Source organism: Corynebacterium sp. UMB6689 (genome assembly GCF_030215295.1).
GTDB classification, from domain to species: Bacteria; Actinomycetota; Actinomycetes; order Mycobacteriales; family Mycobacteriaceae; genus Corynebacterium; species Corynebacterium aurimucosum.
The window spans coordinates 20,744-43,042 of sequence record NZ_JASOLS010000014.1; the positions used below are offsets into that span (position 1 = coordinate 20,744).

Annotated in this window: 20 protein-coding genes; 18 read left to right on the forward strand and 2 right to left on the reverse strand. The window is 60.2% G+C overall.

The window, feature by feature from the left end; translation table 11 throughout:
* Position 1 precedes the first annotated feature (1 nt).
* The 7 genes from QP363_RS08755 (at position 2) to QP363_RS08785 (ending at position 7,305) form a co-directional block, all read left to right on the forward strand.
* Positions 2-385 carry a hypothetical protein gene (locus QP363_RS08755; protein WP_070717751.1) on the forward strand — a complete coding sequence of 128 codons (384 nt, stop codon included), beginning with the start codon at positions 2-4 and terminating at the stop codon, positions 383-385.
* Positions 386-1,111 carry an HAD family phosphatase gene (locus QP363_RS08760; protein ID WP_284764055.1) on the forward strand — a complete coding sequence of 242 codons (726 nt, stop codon included), beginning with the start codon at positions 386-388 and terminating at the stop codon, positions 1,109-1,111.
* A 59-nt stretch (positions 1,112-1,170) separates the two neighbouring features.
* Positions 1,171-1,434 (forward strand): phosphoribosyl-ATP diphosphatase, encoded by a 264-nt coding sequence (locus QP363_RS08765; protein ID WP_284764058.1) that lies wholly within the window; start codon positions 1,171-1,173, stop codon positions 1,432-1,434.
* 64 nt (positions 1,435-1,498) lie between these two features.
* Positions 1,499-2,344, forward strand: coding sequence for an ATP phosphoribosyltransferase (gene hisG, locus QP363_RS08770; RefSeq protein ID WP_284764059.1), 846 nt, complete (start codon positions 1,499-1,501; stop codon positions 2,342-2,344).
* Positions 2,345-2,435: 91 nt separating this feature from the next.
* Entirely contained in the window at positions 2,436-3,968 is a 1,533-nt protein-coding gene (gene aspA / locus QP363_RS08775; RefSeq protein ID WP_284764060.1) for an aspartate ammonia-lyase, read from the forward strand.
* Positions 3,969-4,267: 299 nt separating this feature from the next.
* A complete protein-coding gene (locus tag QP363_RS08780) occupies positions 4,268-5,575 on the forward strand; it encodes an anaerobic C4-dicarboxylate transporter (protein WP_070446613.1) in 1,308 nt (435 codons plus the stop codon).
* Between the two features lie 62 nt (positions 5,576-5,637).
* A complete protein-coding gene (locus tag QP363_RS08785) occupies positions 5,638-7,305 on the forward strand; it encodes a formate--tetrahydrofolate ligase (RefSeq protein ID WP_070446614.1) in 1,668 nt (555 codons plus the stop codon).
* 31 nt (positions 7,306-7,336) lie between these two features.
* Here QP363_RS08785 and QP363_RS08790 read toward each other — a convergent pair whose 3' ends face one another.
* Positions 7,337-8,140, reverse strand: a complete 804-nt coding sequence (locus QP363_RS08790) for a RecB family exonuclease (protein WP_284764064.1) — start codon at positions 8,138-8,140, stop codon at positions 7,337-7,339.
* Positions 8,141-8,216: 76 nt separating this feature from the next.
* Here QP363_RS08790 and QP363_RS08795 point away from each other — a divergent pair, with 76 nt between their 5' ends.
* From QP363_RS08795 to QP363_RS08845, 11 genes are all read left to right on the forward strand, one after another.
* The gene (locus QP363_RS08795; RefSeq protein WP_284764066.1) at positions 8,217-9,479 is read left to right on the forward strand and encodes a M18 family aminopeptidase; all 1,263 of its coding nucleotides are present in this window, start codon (positions 8,217-8,219) and stop codon (positions 9,477-9,479) included.
* Positions 9,480-9,517: 38 nt separating this feature from the next.
* Positions 9,518-10,354, forward strand: coding sequence for a tRNA (adenine-N1)-methyltransferase (locus tag QP363_RS08800; RefSeq protein WP_010186638.1), 837 nt, complete (start codon positions 9,518-9,520; stop codon positions 10,352-10,354).
* 44 nt (positions 10,355-10,398) lie between these two features.
* Positions 10,399-11,973, forward strand: a complete 1,575-nt coding sequence (gene arc, locus QP363_RS08805) for a proteasome ATPase (RefSeq protein ID WP_070710619.1) — start codon at positions 10,399-10,401, stop codon at positions 11,971-11,973.
* Positions 11,970-13,514, forward strand: coding sequence for a depupylase/deamidase Dop (dop, locus tag QP363_RS08810; protein ID WP_070717767.1), 1,545 nt, complete (start codon positions 11,970-11,972; stop codon positions 13,512-13,514). Before arc ends, dop begins: the two co-directional genes overlap by 4 nt.
* Positions 13,515-13,549: 35 nt before the next feature.
* Positions 13,550-13,741 (forward strand): ubiquitin-like protein Pup, encoded by a 192-nt coding sequence (locus QP363_RS08815; protein ID WP_070446620.1) that lies wholly within the window; start codon positions 13,550-13,552, stop codon positions 13,739-13,741.
* A 47-nt stretch (positions 13,742-13,788) separates the two neighbouring features.
* A complete protein-coding gene (pafA, locus tag QP363_RS08820) occupies positions 13,789-15,171 on the forward strand; it encodes a Pup--protein ligase (protein WP_070446621.1) in 1,383 nt (460 codons plus the stop codon).
* Positions 15,172-15,202: 31 nt separating this feature from the next.
* Positions 15,203-16,246, forward strand: coding sequence for a YafY family protein (locus QP363_RS08825; RefSeq protein ID WP_070446622.1), 1,044 nt, complete (start codon positions 15,203-15,205; stop codon positions 16,244-16,246).
* Positions 16,239-17,204, forward strand: coding sequence for a YafY family protein (locus QP363_RS08830; RefSeq protein WP_070710620.1), 966 nt, complete (start codon positions 16,239-16,241; stop codon positions 17,202-17,204). Before QP363_RS08825 ends, QP363_RS08830 begins: the two co-directional genes overlap by 8 nt.
* 83 nt (positions 17,205-17,287) lie before the next feature.
* Positions 17,288-17,551 carry a Sec-independent protein translocase subunit TatA gene (gene tatA, locus QP363_RS08835; protein ID WP_070446624.1) on the forward strand — a complete coding sequence of 88 codons (264 nt, stop codon included), beginning with the start codon at positions 17,288-17,290 and terminating at the stop codon, positions 17,549-17,551.
* Positions 17,552-17,742: 191 nt separating this feature from the next.
* Positions 17,743-18,732, forward strand: coding sequence for a twin-arginine translocase subunit TatC (gene tatC, locus QP363_RS08840; protein ID WP_070710621.1), 990 nt, complete (start codon positions 17,743-17,745; stop codon positions 18,730-18,732).
* 96 nt (positions 18,733-18,828) lie between these two features.
* Positions 18,829-21,642 (forward strand): RNA helicase, encoded by a 2,814-nt coding sequence (locus tag QP363_RS08845; RefSeq protein ID WP_284764070.1) that lies wholly within the window; start codon positions 18,829-18,831, stop codon positions 21,640-21,642.
* Between the two features lie 9 nt (positions 21,643-21,651).
* Here the strand turns inward: QP363_RS08845 and QP363_RS08850 are convergent, their stop codons facing one another.
* The gene (locus tag QP363_RS08850; protein ID WP_236659272.1) at positions 21,652-22,281 is read right to left on the reverse strand and encodes a trypsin-like peptidase domain-containing protein; all 630 of its coding nucleotides are present in this window, start codon (positions 22,279-22,281) and stop codon (positions 21,652-21,654) included.
* Positions 22,282-22,299 lie beyond the last annotated feature (18 nt).

Consider the following 22,299-nt stretch of genomic DNA (forward strand, 5'->3'; position numbering starts at 1 on the left):
CATGACGATTCGTGCAGAATTCCAGCCCACCGTTGATGAGTTCATGTCCAACCTGCAGTCCTTCGCCACCGGGGATTACCTCAAGGAAGAGGAGAAGGAGTTCTGGGAGGCACCGTTTGATGCTTCGGTGCTCCCAGACCTCCGCTCTATCTTGGAGTCCTTCCTCGAGGACCTGGATAAACTTCCAGATGATCCAGATGGTGGTCTCCTGGGAGCTGCGGTGCGTCCTTCCGTCGAGAAGCTCGCAGCTTTCAACCGCAAGAACGCCGACGCTGTACTTGAGCCGGAGGAGAAGGAGGAGCTCACCGAGTTTATTCACTTGGCCTCCGCAGCAACAGGTGCAGATGATGAAGCCCTCGCGCAGCTACCGGAGCTGGATTTCTAATTGACTGATACCGATCAGACCGCACATACCTGTCGTCCCGCCGCGATCTTCTGGGACATGGACGGCACACTCACTAACTCTGAACCTTTATGGGAAGAGGCCACCTTTTACCTCTCCGAAACGTTGGGGCGCCGGCTGACACCTACTGAGCGTTTGGCGACGGTCGGCGCGACCTTCGAGGACACGCTCGCGATCTGCGCTGACAAAGCCGGCGTCGAGCTCCAGTCTGGTGATAGCGAACGCTACCGCATGCTCATGTTCGACTACGTAAAGTCGCTTTTTTCCGATCATCTCGAGATATTCCCGGGAATTTCGGAGCTTCTTGGTGAGCTCAAGGATGCGGGAATGCCGATGATGGTGACCACGAACACTGAGCGCTACGTGGCGGATTCCGCGATCGCGGCTTTGGGCCGAGATTATTTCGTCGACACAATCTGTGGCGACGAGATTCCCAACGGCAAGCCAGCTCCTGACATGTATGCCGAGGCCGCCCGCCGGGTGGGCGCTCGACCCCAGGATTGCCTCGTATTCGAAGATTCGGCGGCAGGTATGCGCGCGGCGGTCGCCGCTGGCTGCTCCGTCATTGGTTTGCCGGAAGGGGAGCACGTTACAGTCCCCGACGAGGTCACTGTCATCGCCGAATTACGAGGCAGTGGGCACCACCACCTAGACGGTGCCACGGCGCGCGACATTTATGAATGGTTCCAGCGCTTGCGCTCACTGTAAGCGGAGAATTTCGGCCGGGGTGCAGAATTTTATGCAGCGGTGTGGAAGAATATTCCTTTGTGAAGAATTTTGAAAGCCTGTTTGAGGAACTGTCCCAGAAGATCGCCGATCGCCCCGAAGGCTCCGGCACCGTGGAAGCCTTCGATAAAGGAATCCACCACTTGGGCAAGAAAATCATCGAAGAGGCTGGCGAAGTGTGGATTGCGGCCGAGTATCAGTCTGATGAGGAACTCGCTGAGGAGATGTCGCAACTGCTGTACTGGCTCCAGGTCATGGCACATAAGCGCGGCCTGAAGCTTGAGGATATTTACTCCTACCTTTAGTCGGCCCCTTGCCGTCCTAGTACACAGCCAACACCGCATTCAGCGTAGAAAGTACTACACACCAATGATCAAAATTGCCGTCCCCAACAAGGGGTCCCTGTCCGAGGCCGCCCTCGAAATCCTGAAGGAGGCCGGCTACAAAGGCCGTGGACACAGCAAGTCACTCAACGTCGTGGATGAGGAGAACGGAGTCGAGTTCTTCTTCCTGCGCCCCAAAGATATCGCCATCTACGTGGCGCAGGGCGTCCTGGATTTGGGGATCACCGGCCGCGATTTAGCTCTGGATTCCCGCGCACAGTTCAACGAGGTTCTGGCTCTGAGTTTCGGCGGTTCCACCTTCCGTTATGCCGCACCGGCGGGGGAGAAGTGGGACGTCGCCAAGCTGCAGGGCAAGCGCATTGCTACGTCTTATCCCAACGTGGTCCGTGATCACCTCGCAGCCAATGGCATCGACGCGGAAGTCATCCGCCTTGACGGTGCGGTTGAGATTTCGATTCACCTTGGTGTCGCAGATGTCATTGCCGATGTGGTTTCCACCGGAACCACACTGCGCCAGCAAGGGCTTGAACCCTTCGGTGAGCCCATCGTGACTTCGGAGGCTGTGGTGATCAAGCGCGAAGGCGAAGACGTCACTGCTGACGAGAACGTTGTACTCAGCCGTATTCGCGGAATCCTCAATGCACGCCACTACGTCATGCTCGATTACAACGTGGCGGAAGAAAAGCTGCCTAACGTCGAGGCAGTGACACCCGGTCTGACGGGGCCGACCATTTCTCCTTTGGCCCGTGAAGGGTGGGTTGCCGTGCGCGTCATGGTTCCCCGCAAGCTGGCCAATCAGGTCATGGACAGCCTCGAGGGGATCGGAGCAGAAGCTATCCTCGCTTCAGATCTTCGAATTGCCCGCTTTTAGGGGGAGATTCGAAACATTTTATTCGGGCCTCTAGCTACGATAGGGACTGACCATCATCGTTCTTCGATTTTTATGCAAGGAGTCAGCCCCGATGGCAAAGACAACTAAGAAGGATGCTCAGCCAGAGGCCAAGGAGACCAAGGATGTAAAGTCCCAGGTTGAGGAAAAGGCCACCAACAAGTCTTCAAAGTCCACGTCTAACAAGAAGACGCGTACTGAGACTGATCTTCTCGGCTCCGTGGAGGTACCTAGCGATGCGTACTATGGCGTTCACACGCTGCGCGCTATCGAGAACTTCCAGATTTCCTACGTGACCATCAACACCATCCCGGACTTCATCCGCGGTATGGTGCAGGTCAAGAAGGCCACCGCGATGGCTAACCGCCGTCTGCACGTCCTTCCTAAGAAGAAGGCAGAGGCAATCATCTGGGCCTGTGACCAGATCCTGGAAGAGGGCCGCTGCATGGACCAGTTCCCGCTGGATGTCTTCCAGGGTGGCGCTGGTACCTCCCTCAACATGAACACCAACGAGGTTGTGGCCAACCTGGCGCTCGAGTACCTCGGTGAGGAAAAGGGTTCCTACGACGTCATCAACCCGAACGATGATGTCAACATGTCCCAGTCCACCAATGACGCGTACCCCACCGGCTTCCGCTTGGGCATCTACTACGCCATGGAAGACCTCATCGAGCGCATCGATTCCCTGCAGGCAGCATTCCACGCCAAGGGCAATGAGTTCGTTGACATCCTGAAGATGGGCCGCACCCAGTTGCAGGATGCCGTTCCGATGACCCTTGGTGATGAATTCAAGGCCTTTGCGCACAACCTTGCGGAAGAGCAGGCCATCCTGCGCGACGCCCAGAAGCGTCTGCTGGAGATCAACCTCGGCGCAACCGCTATCGGCACTGGCGTGAACACCCCGGCCGGCTACCGCCACCAGGTCACCGCCGCACTGTCCGAGGTCACTGGTCTGGAGATTAAGACCGCCCGCGATCTCATTGAAGCAACCTCTGACTGTGGTGCTTATGTACTGCTGCACTCCACCATCAAGCGTGCGGCAATGAAGCTGGCCAAGATTTCTAACGACTTGCGCCTGCTGTCTTCTGGTCCGCGCGCGGGCCTGGCAGAGATCAACCTGCCGCCGCGTCAGGCTGGTTCCTCCATCATGCCGGGTAAGGTCAACCCGGTTATCCCGGAGGTTGTTAACCAGGTCTGCTTCAAGATCTTCGGTAATGACCACGTGGTCACCATGGCGGCTGAGGCTGGCCAGCTGCAGCTCAACGTCATGGAGCCGGTCATCGGTGAGGCACTGTTCCAGTCCATCCGCATTATGGGCAACGCCGTCGATACCCTGCGCGAGAAGTGCGTCACGGGCATCACCGCAAACGCTGATGTGTGCCGCGCTTACGTGGAGAACTCCATTGGTATCGTCACTTACCTGAACCCGTTCATCGGCCACCACAACGGTGACATGATTGCTAAGGAGTCCCTCAAGACCGGCAAGGGAGTCAAGGACCTAGTTCTGGAGAAGGGCCTGCTCGACGAAGAGACTCTCAACAAGGTTCTGTCTGTAGAGAACCTCATGCACCCAGAATTCCGCGGTCAGCTCTACATCGACGAATAAAGCTGTGCCACAGCACTAGCGTATAGAAACGCTGATGCTGCACGCCACGCGCCCGCGCTACCTTCAACGAGGCAGCGCGGGCGCGTCGTTTTCTTTCAGTGGCTGTCCATCTCTCAAGCCCCTCGGCCCTCCTTCGAGCGAAGGGGGTGTGTAAACGGACACAATCGGGCCTGGAATCTCGCTAATGCCACATAAGTAGGGCAGAATAGAGACTGTCAGTTCTCGCGCCCAGGTCGTGTGCGGACCGTCGCGCGATTCACCCCATACTGCAGATCACCTGCACATATTGGAGTTACATAATGGTTGTTGTGCACATCATTATCGTCCTCGCGGCGATTTATCTCGGTGCCCGAATTGGTTCGATCGGCATTGGCATGGCCGGCGGCTTGGGTGTCCTGCTTCTCGGCCTGAGCGGCGTTCCCGTTACACGCGAAGACATTCCTTTCGATGTCATCGGCATCATCATGACTGTTATCGCGGCCATTGCTGCTATGCAACGCGCCGGCGGCATGGACTATCTGGTCTACCTCGCCGAGAAATTCCTTCGCAAGAATCCTAAGAAGATCACGTTCTATGCCCCTGTCGTGACCTGGCTTATGACCGTTCTGGCGGGTACCGGCCACACGGCATTTTCTACGCTTCCCGTCATCGTTGAGGTGGCCAAGGAAGGCAAGGTTCGCCCATCCCGTCCGCTGTCCATCTCTGTGGTGGCCTCACAAATGGCCATCTGTGCCTCGCCCATTTCCGCCGCCGTGGTGTTGCTAGCCTCCCTCTTGGAGCCGATGAACGTGGGCTACTTGCAGATCCTCGCTGTGCTCATTCCGGCGACATTTCTTTCCATTTTCCCTGCCGCGTGGATTGCCAACCGTTCCGGGGCGGAGCTAGAAGATGATCCCGTATACCAGGAACGCAAGACCCAAGGCCTGGTAAAGATGCCGCAGGGCTCCCACAATTACAGCCCGGTACAGGGCGCTAAGACCTCCGTCATCATCTTCCTCGTTGCCATCGTCATCGTTATGCTGTGGGCCACCCTGACATCTTCTCAGGTGGGACTCATCGAAGAGCCGACTCTGCCCCGCAATGAGGCCATCATGACGGTGATGCTCACTGCCGCAACCCTTATCGTGATGATCACCAAGATCTCCGCTGGCGACGTACTTAATACGCCAGTGTTCAAGTCGGGCATGTCCGCCTGTATCTGTGTGCTTGGTGTGGCCTGGTTGGGCACCACGCTCATTAACCACTACATGGAGGACATTCAGGCCATCTCCGGCTCCGTCATCGAATCCGCCCCTTGGCTGCTGGCCGTCGTGCTCTTCTTTGCTGCGGCGCTGCTGTACTCGCAAGCCGCGACCACCAAGGCTCTCATGCCGGCTGCTCTGGCCCTCGGCGTCAACCCACTGACCGCTGTGGCTGCCTTCCCTGCGGTATCCGCTCTGTTCATCCTGCCGACCTACCCGACCCTGTTGGCAGCCGTTGAGATGGATGACACCGGCTCGACGCGCATCGGCAAAGCTGTCTTCAATCACCCGTTCATCATCCCCGGCACCGTCAGCATCGCCTTGTCTGTCCTCCTGTGCTACGCCTTCGGTGCGGTCCTGCTTTAGCATCATCGAGAAATTATCTAATGTTGCTCAAGAGGCTTCTTTAGAGCGCTAAGCTGGTGGGCATGACTACGCAACCTTCTGATGTTGACATTGCCCAAGCCCACCAGCTCGAACCCATCACAGATATTGCCGCCCGCGCTGGAATCCCAGCGCCCGCCCTCATCCCTTATGGGCAGAACAAAGCCAAGGTGGATATCACCCAGGTTGGGGATGCCCCCGCCGATGGCAAGCTGGTACTCGTCACTGGCGTCTCTCCGACACCAGCCGGCGAGGGAAAGTCCACCGTACTTATCGGTTTGACCGATGCCCTCACACAGCTTGGTAAGAAGGCAATCGTCGCGCTTCGCGAACCTTCTCAAGGCCCCGTCATGGGTATCAAGGGCGGCGCTGCGGGCGGCGGCTACTCGCAGGTTGTGCCGATGGAGGATATCAACCTTCATTTCACCGGTGACTTCCACGCTATCGCCGCGGCCACCAACACCTTGGCCGCCATCATCGATAACCACATCCACCAAGGCAACGCCCTCAACATCGATCCGCGCCGCATCACCTGGCAGCGCTGCGTTGACGTCAATGACCGCGCTCTGCGCAACGTCGTCACCGGTCTTGGCGGCCCAGCGCACGGAGTGCCGGGGGAGACCGGATTCACCATTACTGCGGCGTCGGAAATCATGGCCATCCTCGGTCTCGCTACCGATTTGGCAGACCTGAAGAAACGCCTCGGTGATATCACTGTGGGCTACACCTATGACCAGCAACCGGTAACCGCCCGCGACTTGGGCGCAGAGGGCGCACTCACCGCCCTGATGCGCGATGCGCTGAACCCCAACCTAGTCCAGACCCTGGGCGGTACGCCGGCTTTCGTCCACGGCGGTCCTTTCGCCAACATCGCTCATGGCTGCAACACACTGTTGGCCACCCAAACTGCTATGCGCTTCGGCGATATCGTCCTCACGGAAGCAGGTTTCGGGGCGGACCTCGGTGGCGAGAAATTCATGGACATCAAGTCCCGCTTTGGTGAGCTTGATGTCGCTGGCGCGGTCGTCGTGGCAACGATCCGCTCCCAGAAGTACAACGGCGGGCAGCCGCGCGAGGAGCTCACCACGGAGAACCTGGAAGCCCTGAAGAAGGGCGTGGTCAACCTCGAGCGCCACGTGGAGAACCTGCGAAAGTTCGGGCTTCAGCCAGTGGTCGCTCTCAACCTCTTTGGGAGCGATACCGAGGCCGAGCGCGAGTTCATGCGTCAGTGGGCGGCCGACTTCGACGTGGCTCTTGAAGAAGCAGAGGTGTGGGCGAAGGGTGGTGCAGGGGCGACTGCGCTGGCTGAGCGCCTTCTGGACAACCTCTCCCAAGGCTCCTCCCGCCAGCTCTACGACCCCGCTGAAGGAATTGAGAGCTCCATCGACACTATCGCCAAGGAAATCTACCGCGCCGAGCGGGTGGAGTATTCTTCCAAGGCTCTCAAGGACTTGAAGTACATCAAGGACAATGGTTGGGAGCAGTTCCCAGTCGTCATTTCCAAGACCCAGTACTCCTTCTCGGATGATCCGAGCCAGCTCGGCGCTCCGGAAGGCCACGTCCTCCACGTCCGCGAACTGCAGCCGCGCACCGGCGCTGGTTTCATCGTTGCCCTAACCGGTGACGTCATGACCATGCCGGGCCTGCCAAAGAAGCCCGCAGCGAACAACATCGACGTTGCCGCTGACGGTTCGATCTCCGGCTTGTTCTAAGCCGCGGCACGGTCTTACGCAGCGCGACGGTCTACGAGGCCTGGTCGGGCCACCCGGGATACTCGGGTGGCGTACCGCCAAAAGCCGGGCAGAGGTCTTGGAACGAGCACCAACCACACAGCTTTGACGTCTTCGGCCTGAAATCTCCGGCCTTGCCATCGCCTTCGATTTTGGCCCAGAGCTCGCCTAGGTCACGCTCGAAGTACTCGAGCTCTTCTGGCCCAGGCGTGAGGAACATTGAATCCAAGACCTTGAGGTACATCAGCCGCAGCTGCGTGGGGATGGTGCCGAGAAGCCGCCAGTACACCAGCGCGTAGAAATTCATTTGGAATTGCGCGTCCTGGGAATACCGGGGAAGCGGCTTCTTTCCCGTCTTATAGTCCACCACGCGCACCTCGCCAGTGGGGGCAACGTCTACGCGGTCGATGAACCCACGGACAGGCACACCGTTTGGCAAGACGGTATCGACGTACATCTCGCACTCGTGGGCGTCGAAACCTTGGGGGTTTTCCATCTGGAAATAGCCCTTGATGAGCTGGCGTGCTTCGACGAATAAATCCAACTCCTCGGGCTCGGGTACCAATTCACGCAGCTCCGGATCGGAGTCGAGCATCACCGCCCATTCCGGCTTGATCATCTTCACCGCGGCCGGGTACTCACGTTGCTCACGGGGTAGCTGGTGCATCTTCTCCAGCACAGCGTGGACCAGCGTTCCCTTGACCTGGGCTTTTGTCTTAGGTTCAGGAAGCTTGTCAATGGCCCGGAAGCGATAGAGCAGAGGGCATTGCTTGTAATCGGAGGCACGGGAAGGGGAGAGGGCTAGTCTTTTCGGCATAATGTTCCTCAGCCTAGCGCATAGGCAACCTCGTTCCCGCCCGCATCTCCCGACGGTCCGTGGCAAGCTAGTAGGCATGAGCACTACGCAAGATTTTCTCGATTTCATCGCCGCCAGTCCCTCCTCTTATCACGCGGCTGAGGAGGTAGCGCGCGCACTCGTTGATGCGGGTTTTAGCCGCCAAGACGAGTCTGCCGAATGGTCGGCTGCACCAGGCGGTCACGTCATGGTCCGGGGAGGTGCGGTCATGGCATGGTTCGTCCCCGAAGGTGCTAGCCCGGATTCGGATTTCCGGATTATCGGCTCCCATACTGATTCGCCCGGTCTTGCTCTCAAGCCCACTCCGGATTTCGATTCCGCCGGATGGCAGCAAGTAGCCGTGGAAGTTTATGGCGGAGTCCTTCTCCACAGCTGGTTTGATCGCGAGCTCACCGTCGGTGGTCAAGTCGTCCTGCGTGATGGCACCCGCCACTTGGTCAACACCGGCCCGCTGCTTCGTCTTCCCTCGCTGGCGATTCACCTCTACCGCAAGGATGAGTTCAAACCGGATCGCCAGCGCCACATGCAGCCAGTGCTCTCCGTGGGCACTCCGGAAACGTCGGTGATGGGGGTCGTCGGCAAGCAGCTGGGCGTCGCCCCGGAAGATATCGCTTCCTTCAACCTCATTACCGCCGATGCCCAGCGCGGTGAGGTCTTTGGCGCCGGCGAAAAACTCATCGCTGCTGGACGCATGGATAACCTCTCTTCCGTTCACGCCTCTCTAAGGGCTCTTCTCGCCGCCGCGCACAACGCCGATGCCATGGAGCACAAGGACATCCTCGTCATGGCGGCCTTCGATCATGAGGAGGTGGGCTCCTCCTCGCGGTATGGCGCGGGTGGTCCGATTCTGGGTGATATTCTGACCCGCACCGCGCGGGCGCTCGGGGCCAATGAGGAGCAGCGCTTCCAGATGTTCGCGCGCTCCAGCTGTGTGTCTGCGGATGCCGCCCACTCCGTGCACCCCAACTACGCGGAGAAGCACGATCCCACGCACCACCCGATCATCGGCCAGGGACCTGTGACCAAGATTAACGGCAACCAGCGCTACGCCTCCGACGCTCACACCGTGGCCCTGTGGGAATCCGCCTGCCGCCGTGCGGACGTTCCGGTCCAGCGCTTCGTGGGAAATAACGACGTGCCCTGTGGCTCCACCATCGGGCCGATTTCCGCCACGCGTTTGGGCATCCCTACCGTCGACGTGGGAGCCCCAATGCTGTCCATGCACTCGGCCCGCGAGCTGGTGGGCGAGCGCGACCAACTATGGCTTGGTAACGCCCTTGAGGCATACTTGGTGGGTTAATCCTTGCCACCTTCAACTATGTGAAAGGTTCCCACGCCATGGCTTATTCCGGCCCCTTCCGCTACGGCGACCGCGTGCAGCTCACCGATGCCAAGCGGCGTCACTACACCATCGTCCTCGAGGAGGGAGGCCAGTTCCATTCGCACAAGGGCATCATCAACCACGATGATGTCGTCGGCATGGATGAAGGCTCCGTCATCGATTCGACTCTCGGTAGCTCCTTCCTCCTGTTCCGCCATCTCATGGTGGACCATGTCCTGTCGATGCCACGGGGTGCCGCGGTGATCTATCCCAAAGACTCCGCGCAGATTCTGGTCGAAGGCGATATCTTCATGGGCGCACGCGTGCTGGAGGCCGGCGCCGGTTCCGGCGCGCTCTCGATGACGCTGTTGCGCGCCGTGGGGCCGGAAGGCCACGTTTTCTCCTATGAGGTGCGCGATGACCACTTGGAATATGCCGTGGACAACGTCACCGAATACTTCGGTAAACAGCCCGAATGGTGGAGCCCGCGTCTGGGAGACCTGGCCGATGTCACCGTCGAGGAGCTGGGCGGCCCCGTGGACCGCGTCATCCTAGACATGCTCGAGCCCTGGGAGCACCTTGAGAAGGTACGCGACATCCTCATCCCGGGCGGCGTTTTCATGACCTACGTGGCCACCGTGCCGCAGCTGATGAAGGTCATGGAGGGCATCCGCGAGCTCAAGTGCTTTACGGAGCCGCGGGCCTGGGAGTCCCTCGTGCGTGAATGGAAGGTGGAAGGTTTGGCCACCCGCCCGGAGCATCGCATGAACGCGCACACCGCGTTTCTGATCTGGACGCGCCGGCTTGCCGACGGCGTCACTCCACCCCGCCCGCAGCGCCGCGCGCGAAAATAAGCCCCGAGGTTAAACGTGGCGCACTGCGCGCTAGGGTGGACTCTATGAACGATGCCACTCATTCCCAGGAACTTGGCCAGCAGCGTCGCCAGATAGAGCAGCTCGCTGAACGCAATGCCAAGCTTGCTGCCCTGTTGAAGGATGCGCGCACGAAGCTTCAGCAGATGCTCGCGGAGGTTGACGCCCTTGCGGAGCCTGCCTCCACATACGGTGTCTTTCTGGGCTATTCCGGGCGCGCGCATGATTCACGCCGTGACGCCGAGGTTTATACCAATGGCCGAGCCATGCGGGTCAAGATTTCGCCGAACCTGGAGCCCGGCTCCCTGAAAGTAGGGCAGCAGGTGCGCTTGGGCGAGGGCTTCGTCGTCGTGGAGGCCTGCGCCCCGGTAAATACGGGCGCGCTGGCGACGATCCAAGAACGTCTCGGCACCGACCGCGCCGTGGTCATCAATTCCTCTGGTGAAGAGCAGGTTGTTCTCCTCGCTGCAGCGTTGCGGGATACCGTGCGCGCCGGCGATACCCTCTTGGTTGAGCCCAAATCTGGTGTAGCCACCGAACGCGTGCACAAGACTGAGGTAGCACAGCTCACGCTGGAGGAAGTTCCTGACGTCTCCTACGAGGACATCGGCGGTTTGGATGAACAGATCTCCCTCATCCGTGACTCCGTCGAGCTGCCTTTCCTGCACCCGGAGCTCTACCGCCAGTACGATCTCCAGCCGCCCAAGGGCGTACTGCTTTACGGCCCGCCGGGCTGCGGCAAAACGCTTATCGCCAAGGCGGTGGCGCATTCACTGTCCGCGTCGCTGGGAGCTAGTGCCCCCAGCTACTTCCTCAATGTAAAGGGCCCAGAACTGCTCAACAAGTTCGTGGGCGAGACTGAGCGCCGCATTCGCCTCATCTTCGAGCGCGCCCGCGAGCTAGCCTCCGAGCCCACCGAGGATGGCAGCCAGCGCCCGGTCATCATCTTCTTCGATGAGATGGAGTCCATCTTCCGCACCCGTGGTTCCGGCGTGTCCTCCGATATGGAAACCACCGTCGTCCCGCAGCTGTTGACGGAGCTGGACGGTGTGGAAAAGCTCAGCAACGTCATCGTCATCGGTGCCACCAACCGTGAGGAACTCATCGACCCCGCCATCATGCGCCCGGGGCGCCTCGACATCAAGATCCGCGTCAACCGCCCGACCAAACAGGGCGCACGCGAAATTTTCGCCCGTCACTTCCCGGAATCCGTCCCCCACGAGGGTGATCTTTCACAGCTCATCGATACCGCGGTGGACGCTCTCTACGCCGAGCGGCCCTTTGTCACTCTGCACTTCGCTAACGCGGATCCGCGCGTGCTGCACTACCGGGACTTCGTGTCTGGCGCCATGATTGCCAACATCGTCTCCCGTGCCAAGAAGCTAGCGATTAAGGAAGCGTTGGACGCAACAAACTCTGCTGGGGGAGCGCAGCCCGCAGGTATCACCGCCGCGCACCTGCACCAGGCCATCGCGGCCGAGCAGGCAGAATCTGAATACGTACCGACTTCTGCCAACCCGGAGGAGTGGGCGAAGATCGTCGCCGGTACCTCCGCTGGCGCGCATGTCACCGGGGTCGAATTGATGGGAGTACAACCGTGAGCCGTGTTCTAGGAACCGAAACTGAATATGGAATCTCCACGCCGTCCAACCCGGCGTTATCACCGATTGTGACCTCCACCCATGCTGTTGTGGCTTATGCCGCCCTGCATACCGGTGCGCGCTCCCGCTGGGATTTTCGGGAGGAGCACCCACTGCGCGATAGCCGCGGCTTCGATCTCAAGCGCTACCACACGGTGCCCGTGGTGGACCCGAATGCCTTGGGTGTGGCCAACGTGGTGAGCGCTAATGGCGCGCGTTTCTACGTCGATCACGCCCATCCGGAGTACTCCTCGCCGGAGTGCACGAATGCCTGGGATGCCATGCTTTACGACGCCTCCGGCGACCTGATCCTTCGTCGCGCAGGGGAGGCCGTAGCATCGCTGACCGCTCAGGGCACGTCCGTGTTGGCCACGCATGATCCCTGCCCACCGCTGAAGTTCTACAAGAACAACGTGGACGGTAAGGGGGCTTCCTATGGCAGCCACGAAAACTACCAGTACTCCAGGGATACTGACTTCGATGACATTGCCCAGGGATTGATTCCTTTCTTCGTCGCTCGCCAGGTGGTCACCGGTGCCGGACGCGTGGGATTGGGTGCTGATGGTGAAGAACCTGGTTTCCAGATCTCACAACGCGCGGACTATATCGAGCAGGAGATCTCCCTGGAAACCACCCTCAACCGCGGCATCATCAACACCCGTGATGAACCACATGCGGTCGCCGAGGACTTCGGTCGCCTGCACGTCATCATCGGTGATGCCACGATGTCCCATACCTCGACGCTGCTCAAGCTGGGCATGACCTCGCTGGTACTCGATGCCATCGAGAGCGGCGTGGACTTTAGTGACCTGCGCCTAGCAGAGCCGGTGGAGGAGGTGCAGCGGGTGAGCCGCGACCTCACTGTGACTCATAAGCTGGCGCTTCGCGACGGCCGCCACCTCACCGCCCTCGACATCCTCGCCGTCTACCGGGAGAGGGTCACCGCCACCACTGAGGCGGATGAAAAGGTGCTCGCCGCCTGGGATGAGGTTGTCGCGCTTTTGGCTGATAATCCGCTCAAGGCCGCCCACCTGCTGGATTGGGTGGCCAAGTATCGCTTGATTAAAGGCTACCTTGACCGCGGCGTCGCGGCCGATGATCCGAAGCTGGCTCTGATCGATTTGCAGTACACAGACATCGACCCCGCAAAATCCCTTTACCATGCGCTCGTGCGCAAGGGACAGATGCGCACCCTGGTCAGTGAGGAAGAGATCGCAGCGGCAGCAGAGACGCCGCCCAGCGACACCCGCGCCTACCTGCGCGGCCACGCTACCCGAAAGTTCGGGGAGGATGTCCTGGCTGCGTCCTGGCAGTCACTGACCTTCCGCATCGGTGAGGCCGAGGGAGCCAACTCTGGAACCGCCTGCGTGGCGCTCGACGACACCACAAGACTCGGGCAAGACGAGGTGGGCGCTCTACTGGAATCTGCGGGCAGTGCCGCCGACTTCGTTGATAGTTTGCGCCAGCTCGGGGTGCGAATCGAGTACCCTACACTGTATTAGCGCAGCATTCTCCACTCGCGAAAGGAGCTCTCACCATGAGCGGACAGCAGTCCCAGATTAATGCCGGTGGCGGTAACGGGCAGGGAGGTGATTCCTCGGAATTCGATGCCGGACAAGTCAGCATCAACAGCGCGGGTACCGATGATCTTCTCGATGAGATTGACGGCCTCCTGGAATCCAACGCCGAGGAGTTTGTGCGCTCCTACGTCCAAAAGGGCGGCGAATAAAGGTGGAGCAGCCCTCCGGTAGCGCCCCCGTTTATGCACGGCGGATTATGGGCATCGAAACCGAGTACGGCATCACTGCGAGCGCAAGCGATGGACAGCGGGTGATGTCCCCGGATGAGATCGCCCGCGTACTTTTCCGGCCCATCGTGTCGACGTACTCCTCCTCGAATATCTTTAGCCCCAACGCCTCCCGCCTCTACCTCGACGTCGGCTCCCACCCGGAGATCGCTACCGCCGAGTGCGATAGCCTGAGCCAGCTCATTGCCTATGAGCGCGCCGGCGATGCCATGGTCAACCGCATGGCCGTGCAGGCGGAGGAAGCCCTAGCGGACGAGGGGGAGAAGCGCGCCGTCTATCTGTTCAAGAACAACGTCGATTCTGCGGGCAATTCCTACGGCTGCCACGAGAACTACCTCATCGGCCGCCACGTGGTGCTCAAGGACCTCGGCAAAGCTCTCCTGCCATTCATGATCACCCGGCAGCTCATCTGTGGCGCGGGGATGATTAGACCTGCTAAGGGTGAGGAACCAGCGCGTTTCGTGCTCTCACAGCGTGCCGACCAAGTCTGGGAAGGTGTGTCCTCCGCGACGACTCGCTCGCGGCCCATCATCAATACCCGCGATGAACCACACGGGGATTCGAAGCGTTTCCGTCGCATGCACGTTATCGTCGGCGACTCCAATATGGCTGAGCCCACGATGGCCGTCAAAGTTGGCTCCACGCTGCTCATGCTGGAGATGCTGGAGGCCGGTTTTGAGGTGCCGAACCTCTCGGTTCTCGAACCTATTCAACACATCCGCGCCATCGCGCTCGACCCGACCGGTCGCACCCAGCTCCCGCTTGAGGGAGGCGGCAGCACCACCGCGCTCGCCGTGCAGCAAGAGCTCTGTACCGCCGCTGAGCGTTGGCTGGAACACCGCGAGGACACAGGCACGCCAACGGCTGAGCTGGCCCGTGTCGTGGACTTGTGGAAGCGCACCCTCCAGGCCATTGAGACTCAGGATTTCTCCGGTGTTGACCGCGAGATCGACTGGGTCATCAAGCGCAGCCTGCTAAACCGCTACCGCGAGCGCCTGGGCGGGGATTGGTCGCACCCCAAGCTGGCACAGATTGACCTGACCTACCACGACATCCGTCCCGGCCGTGGCCTCTACAGCGTATTGGAGCAGCGCGGCATGGTGAAGCGCTGGATCGACGATGCTGCAATCGATGCTGCCGTCGACACCGCCCCGCGAACCACCCGTGCCAAGCTGCGCGGGGAGTTTCTCGCTGTTGCCCGCGAGCTCGATGCCGCGGTAACGGTGGATTGGACGCGGATGAAGGTCAACCGGCCGGAGCCAATGACCGAGGAATTCTCCGACCCCTTTGTGTCCGAGGACCCGCGCCTAGATGGGTTGTTAGACTACATGCGTTCGCACCCAGGCTCGTAGAGCCGTAGAGCTGATCAAGGAACCTGCCACTATGCCTTCAGCAGATCGCACTGCAGCCCGGACGCCGGTCAGAGACCGCGCTATCGAAAGGCTCACCAACCTCACCTTTGCGCTGCATGGCGCCGCGCACCAAGGCGGGGTTCCTGACCGCAGCGCAGCCTGGATTCGCAGCCACGTCGAGGGCTACCAGTCTCGCAGCGACGAGGCTTTTCAGAAACAACTTTCCCGCGACATTGTGACCCTGCAGCGCGCTGGTGTTCCGGTAGTGCATAGCAGTGGGGCAGAAGGTTCGCTGTACCGGCTCGATCCCGAAAGCTACCAGCTACCTCCCGTCGATTTCACGCCACAGGAGGCCATGGTGTTGGGCGTAGCCGGCGGCATTGGCACACCGGGAGGCTTAAGCGATTTCAGCTTGTCCGCGTGGACCAAGCTGGCTGCCTCGGGCGCCTCCCGCGACTTGAGCGGAGCGCCCGTCTACACCGCTGTCAACGACATGACCAGGCTGAGCCCGGAGCTCGTCACCGCGGTGATTACCGCCGTGCGTGCAGGGCTGCGCATATCCTTTGATTATTACGCTACGCCCTCTGCCGAAGCAGTTCGCCGCCACATGGATCCCTGGGGGCTGGTCAACCACCGAGATCGCGTCTACCTTGTCGGCTGGGACGTGGACCGCCAGGCACCTCGGACTTTCCGTGCCACCCGCGTGGACAACGTCAAGCGTTCGCGTCATGCAGCCACACACCTCGAGCCCACCGCACCACTGCAAGATCTCGTTGTGGAGGCACTAAACCGTGGCGATACCGTGGACGCTCTCCTTGACGTACCAGAGGGGCAAGCTGTCGAACTTGTCGACGCCGGACGCAGGCGCGAGGACAACCTCGTAGAACTCACCGCCGTGCGGCGGGATTGGCTGGTGCGCACGGCGGCCGGTTATGCCCCGGACGTGGTCGTGGTTGAACCGCCAGAAGTTCGTGCCGACATCATCGCACTCTTGAATGTCGGCGGGAACGATACAGCGACAACGGCAACCACGGTTAAGACCATGGAGTTTAGGGAGGAGGCCCGCCATGGCTGATCAGCCCCGCAAACTGCAGTCCCTGGTTCGTTCCCTCAACCTCATCCCTTACCTGCGTAACCACCCGGGGTTGACCCCGATGGAGGCAGCGGAGGATTTGGGGATGACCCCGGTGGAGCTCAAGGACGCCATCGACCGGCTCTTCTGCTCCGGGGTGGGCCGCAATACCGAAGACCTCATCGATTTGAGCTTTAGTTACCGCGATGGCATCGAGATTTACAACGACCAGGGCCTCACCCAGGCACTACGTTTGACCCCCACCGAAGCTGGTGCACTATTGCTCACCCTGGAGTCTTTAGAAGCGATGCCGGGGCTTGTCGATGTCTCAGCGGTCCACTCCGCCGCCGCGAAGCTGCGCGAGATCATGGATGAAAAGACCGCCGCCATCTATGACTCCCTAGCCACGACCGATCCCGAGGAGTCTGAGGTGCAAGCGGCGTTGGCGGGGGCCGTCGACAAACGCCAGCAAGTGCGCTTTACCTACTGGAGTATGTCCTCCAACCGGACCAGCGAGCGTACCGTGCATCCGGCCCGCATCTTCATCGTGGATGGCGAGCCCTACCTCGTGGCATGGGATGACTCAGTGGGGGAGCACCGCACCTTCCGCCTCGACCGCATGAGTGATGTCGAGGTACTCGAAGCTTCCGCTACCCCGCACGTACGAGAGCTGGATTTCAACCCAGACTCACCCTTTGGTCTAGATCACACTCTTGTTGCGGAGCTGGAGATTAACCAAGAATTCACCTGGCTAGCAGAACACTACGACATCACTCTAGGCGAAACACTTGAAAATGGGTTCATAGCTGCGCAGATGCCCGTCGGATCCGAGACATGGTTTAGTCGTTTCGCCCTCGGGCAAGCTGACCGTTTGCGGGTCGTGGGACCCCAGAAGCTTGTCGAGGCCATTTCGGAGCATAGAAATCGGGCGCTGGAGCGTTATACTCAACTGCCAGACTAAGAGCTCTCCTGCGTGCGCCCCGTGCAGCACTTCGTTGTGTGGAACCGTACGCTTTATCGACCTAGAAAGAAGGGGCACCCTCAATGACCGTGGGACCTTTGGAAATCGGCCTTGTCGTTCTCGTTATCGTGCTGTTGTTCGGCGCAAAGAAGCTGCCAGAGCTAGCTCGCTCTATGGGCCGGTCCATGCGCATCTTCAAGTCTGAAGTAAAAGAAATGAAGGAGGAGAACAACACTCCTGAGCAGCAGGCCCAGATTGCTGCTTCCAAGAAGAATGACGAAGACTTCTGGAATAGCCCGGAAATGCAGCCGCGTGCTTCTAAGCCGGCTGACGGAAACCAGAACTAATAATCTTTTCTCGGCAAGCAGGCCGCGCTCTGAGTTTTTCGGAGCACTAGGGCCTTGCCTGCCGCCGTGGGCTTTTCTGTGGAGGTCTTGCTGTGAGTGCCGCGAGCACACCGTCTAATGCTGGTTCTAACGCGCGGAAACAAAAATGGGGCGCAAAGCTACGCCGCAAGCCCAAGAATCCGACGGGGGAGATGACCCTCGTCCAGCACCTCCAGGAGCTGCGCCGACGCATCGTCATTTCTCTCCTCGCTTTGGCGGTTGGAGCCATCATTGGTTTTATTTGGTACCAGAACGCCCCGTTTGGCACGTCACCGCTGGGCGAAATCCTGCGCGGTCCTTATTGTTCGCTTCCTGAGGAAAAGCGTGTTTCTTTCACCTCCGACGGTGAGTGCCGCCTGCTTGCCACCAGCCCGTTCGAAATGCTGTTATTGCGCCTCAAGGTCGGTGCGTTGGCTGGCGCGGTATTGTCCTCACCGGTCTGGCTCTACCAAATCTGGGCCTTCATCGTGCCTGGCCTCCATAAGAACGAACGCCGCTTTACCTTCTTGTTTGTCTCGACAGCGGTTCTGCTTTTCGTCCTCGGCGCGGTTCTTGCCTACGTCATCCTTTCCGTGGGCTTGGAGTTCCTCATGGGAATGGGCTCCGAATACCAGACTGCGGCACTGACGGGTGAGCGATACTTCTACTTCTTGCTAGCGTTGCTCCTGATTTTCGGTGTGAGCTTTGAGATCCCATTACTCGTGGTCTGCCTCAACCTCATTGGTGTATTGGAATATGACCACGTCAAGGACAAGCGTCGCATCATCATTGTCGCCATCATGATTTTCGCGGCGGTTGTCACACCAGGCCAAGAGCCCTTCTCAATGTTGGTCTTGGCCGGAGCCCTCGTAATCCTTGTCGAGATAGCCTTCCAATTCTGCCGCATCAACGATAAGCGCCAGAAGCGCGAGCGCCCTGACTGGCTTGACCTCGATGACGAAACTGCCTCGTCCTTGGGTGAAGGCCCGGGTGCCATAGGCGCACCAACTCCTGTATCTGCATCCACAAGCGTTTCCGCTTCTTCGCGGCCAGTATCTTCGAGGCCTGTATCCCCGGCTTCGACCGGTGAAGCTCGGGTGTCGAAGCCTCAACCAACGAACACGCAGCCCCCGCAGAGCGGTTTTTTCGACGACGTTCTGTAGGCTTGTCGGCCTTCTTAGGGAACTTGTTCACGTTCCCGCTTGACACCAGGGACCGGCGTATTAGCAGGCGGTGTCTGACAGGTACCCTGGGGACTTATGACACTGACGCATCTGGACGAGTTCACCCAAGCACTTCCGTACTCACTGGATGATTTCCAAATCCAAGGATGCCAAGCCGTCGAAGCCGGCCACGGCGTTCTGGTCTGCGCGCCCACCGGCGCCGGTAAAACCGTGGTGGGTGAGTTCGCCGTGTCCTTGGCACTGCGCCAAGGGACCCGCTGTTTCTACACCACACCCATCAAGGCGCTGAGTAACCAGAAATACCACGACCTGGTTGACGCACACGGTGAGGATGCGGTCGGCCTGCTGACCGGTGATGTCTCCATCAACTCCTCCGCGGACATCCTCGTGATGACCACTGAGGTCCTGCGCAACATGATTTATGCGGGTTCAGGCGCACTGGACCGCTTGACCCACGTGGTGATGGATGAGATCCACTTCTTGGCCGACGCCTCACGCGGCGCAGTATGGGAAGAAGTCATCCTCAACCTTGAGGAGCACGTCTCCATCATTGGTCTATCCGCAACGGTATCCAACTCCGAGGAATTCGGCCGGTGGCTGACCACCGTGCGTGGTGATACCAAGGTCATCGTCACCGAAAAGCGCCCCGTTCCGCTGGATCAGTGGATGATGGTCGGCCGCAAAATCTATCCGCTCTTTGAACCTGACTCAGGTGGCCAGGTCAACGCTGAACTGGCGCGGCGCATCCAACGCCTGGAGGCGGGCGATACCGATAATGGCCGCGCAGACTATGCCCAGAACCGTGCGAGCTTCCGTGCTCGCGCCCGTCACAAAGGCGGCGGGCGCCACGACCGGCACAGTGATCGGCGCAGCGGCGCACCCCGCATGCAAGACCGCTACCGTCCGCTTGGCCGTCCAGAGGTGCTCAAAGAGCTGCAGGCCATGGAGATGCTGCCGGCGATTACCTTCATTTTTTCCCGCGCAGGCTGCGATGGTGCGCTGTATCAGTGTTTGCGCTCCCGCATGGTGTTGACCTCCCCGGAGGAGGCCACCGAGATTAGGGCCATCGTCGATAAAGGCGTGGAAGGCATCCCGGAAGAGGACCTCAAGGTCCTTGATTTCAAGCGTTGGCGCGAGGCACTCTCGCGCGGCTTTGCTGCTCACCACGCAGGCATGCTTCCGGCCTTTCGGCACATCGTGGAGGAACTCTTCGTCAAGGGCCTCGTCCGGGCAGTCTTCGCCACCGAAACGCTTGCCCTGGGCATCAACATGCCGGCGCGCACCGTGGTGCTGGAGAAGCTGGTGAAGTTCAACGGCGAGGCACACGTGGACCTGACACCGGGCCAATACACTCAGCTCACCGGCCGCGCCGGTAGGCGAGGCATCGATACTTTGGGCAATGCCGTCGTGCAGTGGGCACCCGCCATGGATCCCACGGCGGTGGCGGGGCTTGCATCAACTCGTACCTATCCGCTTATTTCTACCTTCGAGCCCGGCTACAACATGGCCATCAACCTGCTAGGCATGCTCGGCTTTGAGGACTCGCTGCGCCTGTTAGAAAAGTCTTTTGCGCAGTTCCAGGCGGATGGTTCCGTTGTGGAGGAAACCCGTGAGATTGAGCGCGCCGAGCACCGCGTTCGGGAGCTGCGCGCACAGTTGGATCAGGCCGTGGAAAACCTGGCCCCGCCAGCCACCGATGGCGAAGACCCAGCTGAGATTCTCATGGATTATATGCGGCTGCGCCGCGCACTAACTGAGGAGGAAAAGTCAACACGGGCTTCCAAGAAGGAGGAGCGCAACAAGGAGGTCGCGGCGGTCCTTGCCCGACTCCAAGTGGGAGAAGTCATCGCTATCGCCACGAAGAAGCGCCCAACGCTGGCCGTCGTCATTACCCCGGCAAACCAGACTGCTGATCCGCGCCCCTGGGTTACCACAGAGACGGGGTGGTCTGGTCGCATCGATTCGGCCGGTATTGATAATCCGCCAATCGTCGTCGGCCACATGAAGCTACCGCGCGCAGCACAAAAGAATCCGCGCCGTCATACCCGGTATGTGCAGGATGCCTTTAAGCGTGACTACTACAAGCGGCCGAAGAAGATGCGCACCGAGCCGCGCAATCGCCCCAACAAGAAGATCGCGCAGTTGCGCGATGCCCTCCGCGAACATCCGGTGCACCATTGGCCGGCGACCGACCGCGAGCAATTGGCCGGTGTGGCACAAAAGCTGGCGCGCCGCGAGAGAGAACTGGCGCGACTAGAGGCCAAGGTAGAGCGCGCCATAGATACGCTTGGCCGCACGTTTGAGCGCATCGTGGACCTGTTGGCAGAGATGGACTACGTGGAGTTCGAAGGCTATGGCGAGAACCGCGAACCGGTCATCACGGACGAAGGCGAGCGCTTGGCCATGATCCATTCCGAATCCGACCTCCTGGTTGCACAATGCCTCAAGCGCGGTATCTGGAACGAGCTTGACCCGGCGGAGCTCGCTGGTGTGGCTTCGCTCTGTGTCTTCGAAAACCGCAAGGCCACCCGCGGCGAACCTGGCGCAGCAACCGACGAGATGGCGGACGCGATGAACGCAACCTGGCGCATCTACGGAGAGCTTGTTGCTGATGAGAAGCGCCATAACCTGCCGCAGACCCGTGAACCGGAACCTGCCTTTGCGCTCGCCATCCACCAGTGGACCGCGGGCGCCCCCTTGGCCTATTGCATGGCCGCGGCAAACGAATCCGGCGCGGAACTCACCCCCGGTGACTTTGTCCGCTGGTGTCGACAGGTCATCGACCTGCTCCAGCAGGTGGCCAAGACCGGCTACGAGGACGAGATTCGCCGAAATGCCCGGCGCGCCATTGACGCGATCCAGCGCGGCGTCGTCGCCATCGGCGCCTAGGCCTTGCGCCTAGTTTTCGGAGCCACCGCGAAGCAGTGCCGTGGCTGCCGCCGCGAGTGCTTGGCGGTGGGGCGCAACGAGTGCCACAGTGGCGAGCTTGAGGTTGCGCCCCAGCGGGTTAAGTATGAGGGCTTGCGTACCGATGACGGCGTCATCGACTACAGCTGGACCGCCCGAGTCACCTTTGACTGCCGGAATCGTGTTGAAAACAAATCCGGCGGGGGAGACAGTGGTGCGGAAGTCAATGGACCAGGTGCGGAAGAAGGGAAGGAGAAAAAGCCCACTGCGTTGCTGGGCACGGCGAGCTTTTCCGCCGTATCCCCAGGTGGTGACTGGGGCGCGGAATGGTGGGGTGCTTTTTGCAAGCCCAGGAAGGTCCCGGGGAGGGGCCGGCCGGTCTAGCAAGCACAGCGCCATGTCGGTCCCGTCAATCGTGCGCACGGCGGCCACGCGCCGCTTGAACCCGCCACTCACCTTGTAGTGTTCCCCTCTGTCAAGGCCGCTGCGGAAAAAGTGCGCGCAGGTCAGAACCAACCGGGTTGCCTGCTGGGTGCGGGGGCCTAAGGACGCATCGATGAGCACTCCCGAGCAATAGCTTGAGCGATTACGGATCTTGACGGCAGCGCGATGGGAATTCACGCCTCCCAGCTTAACCGG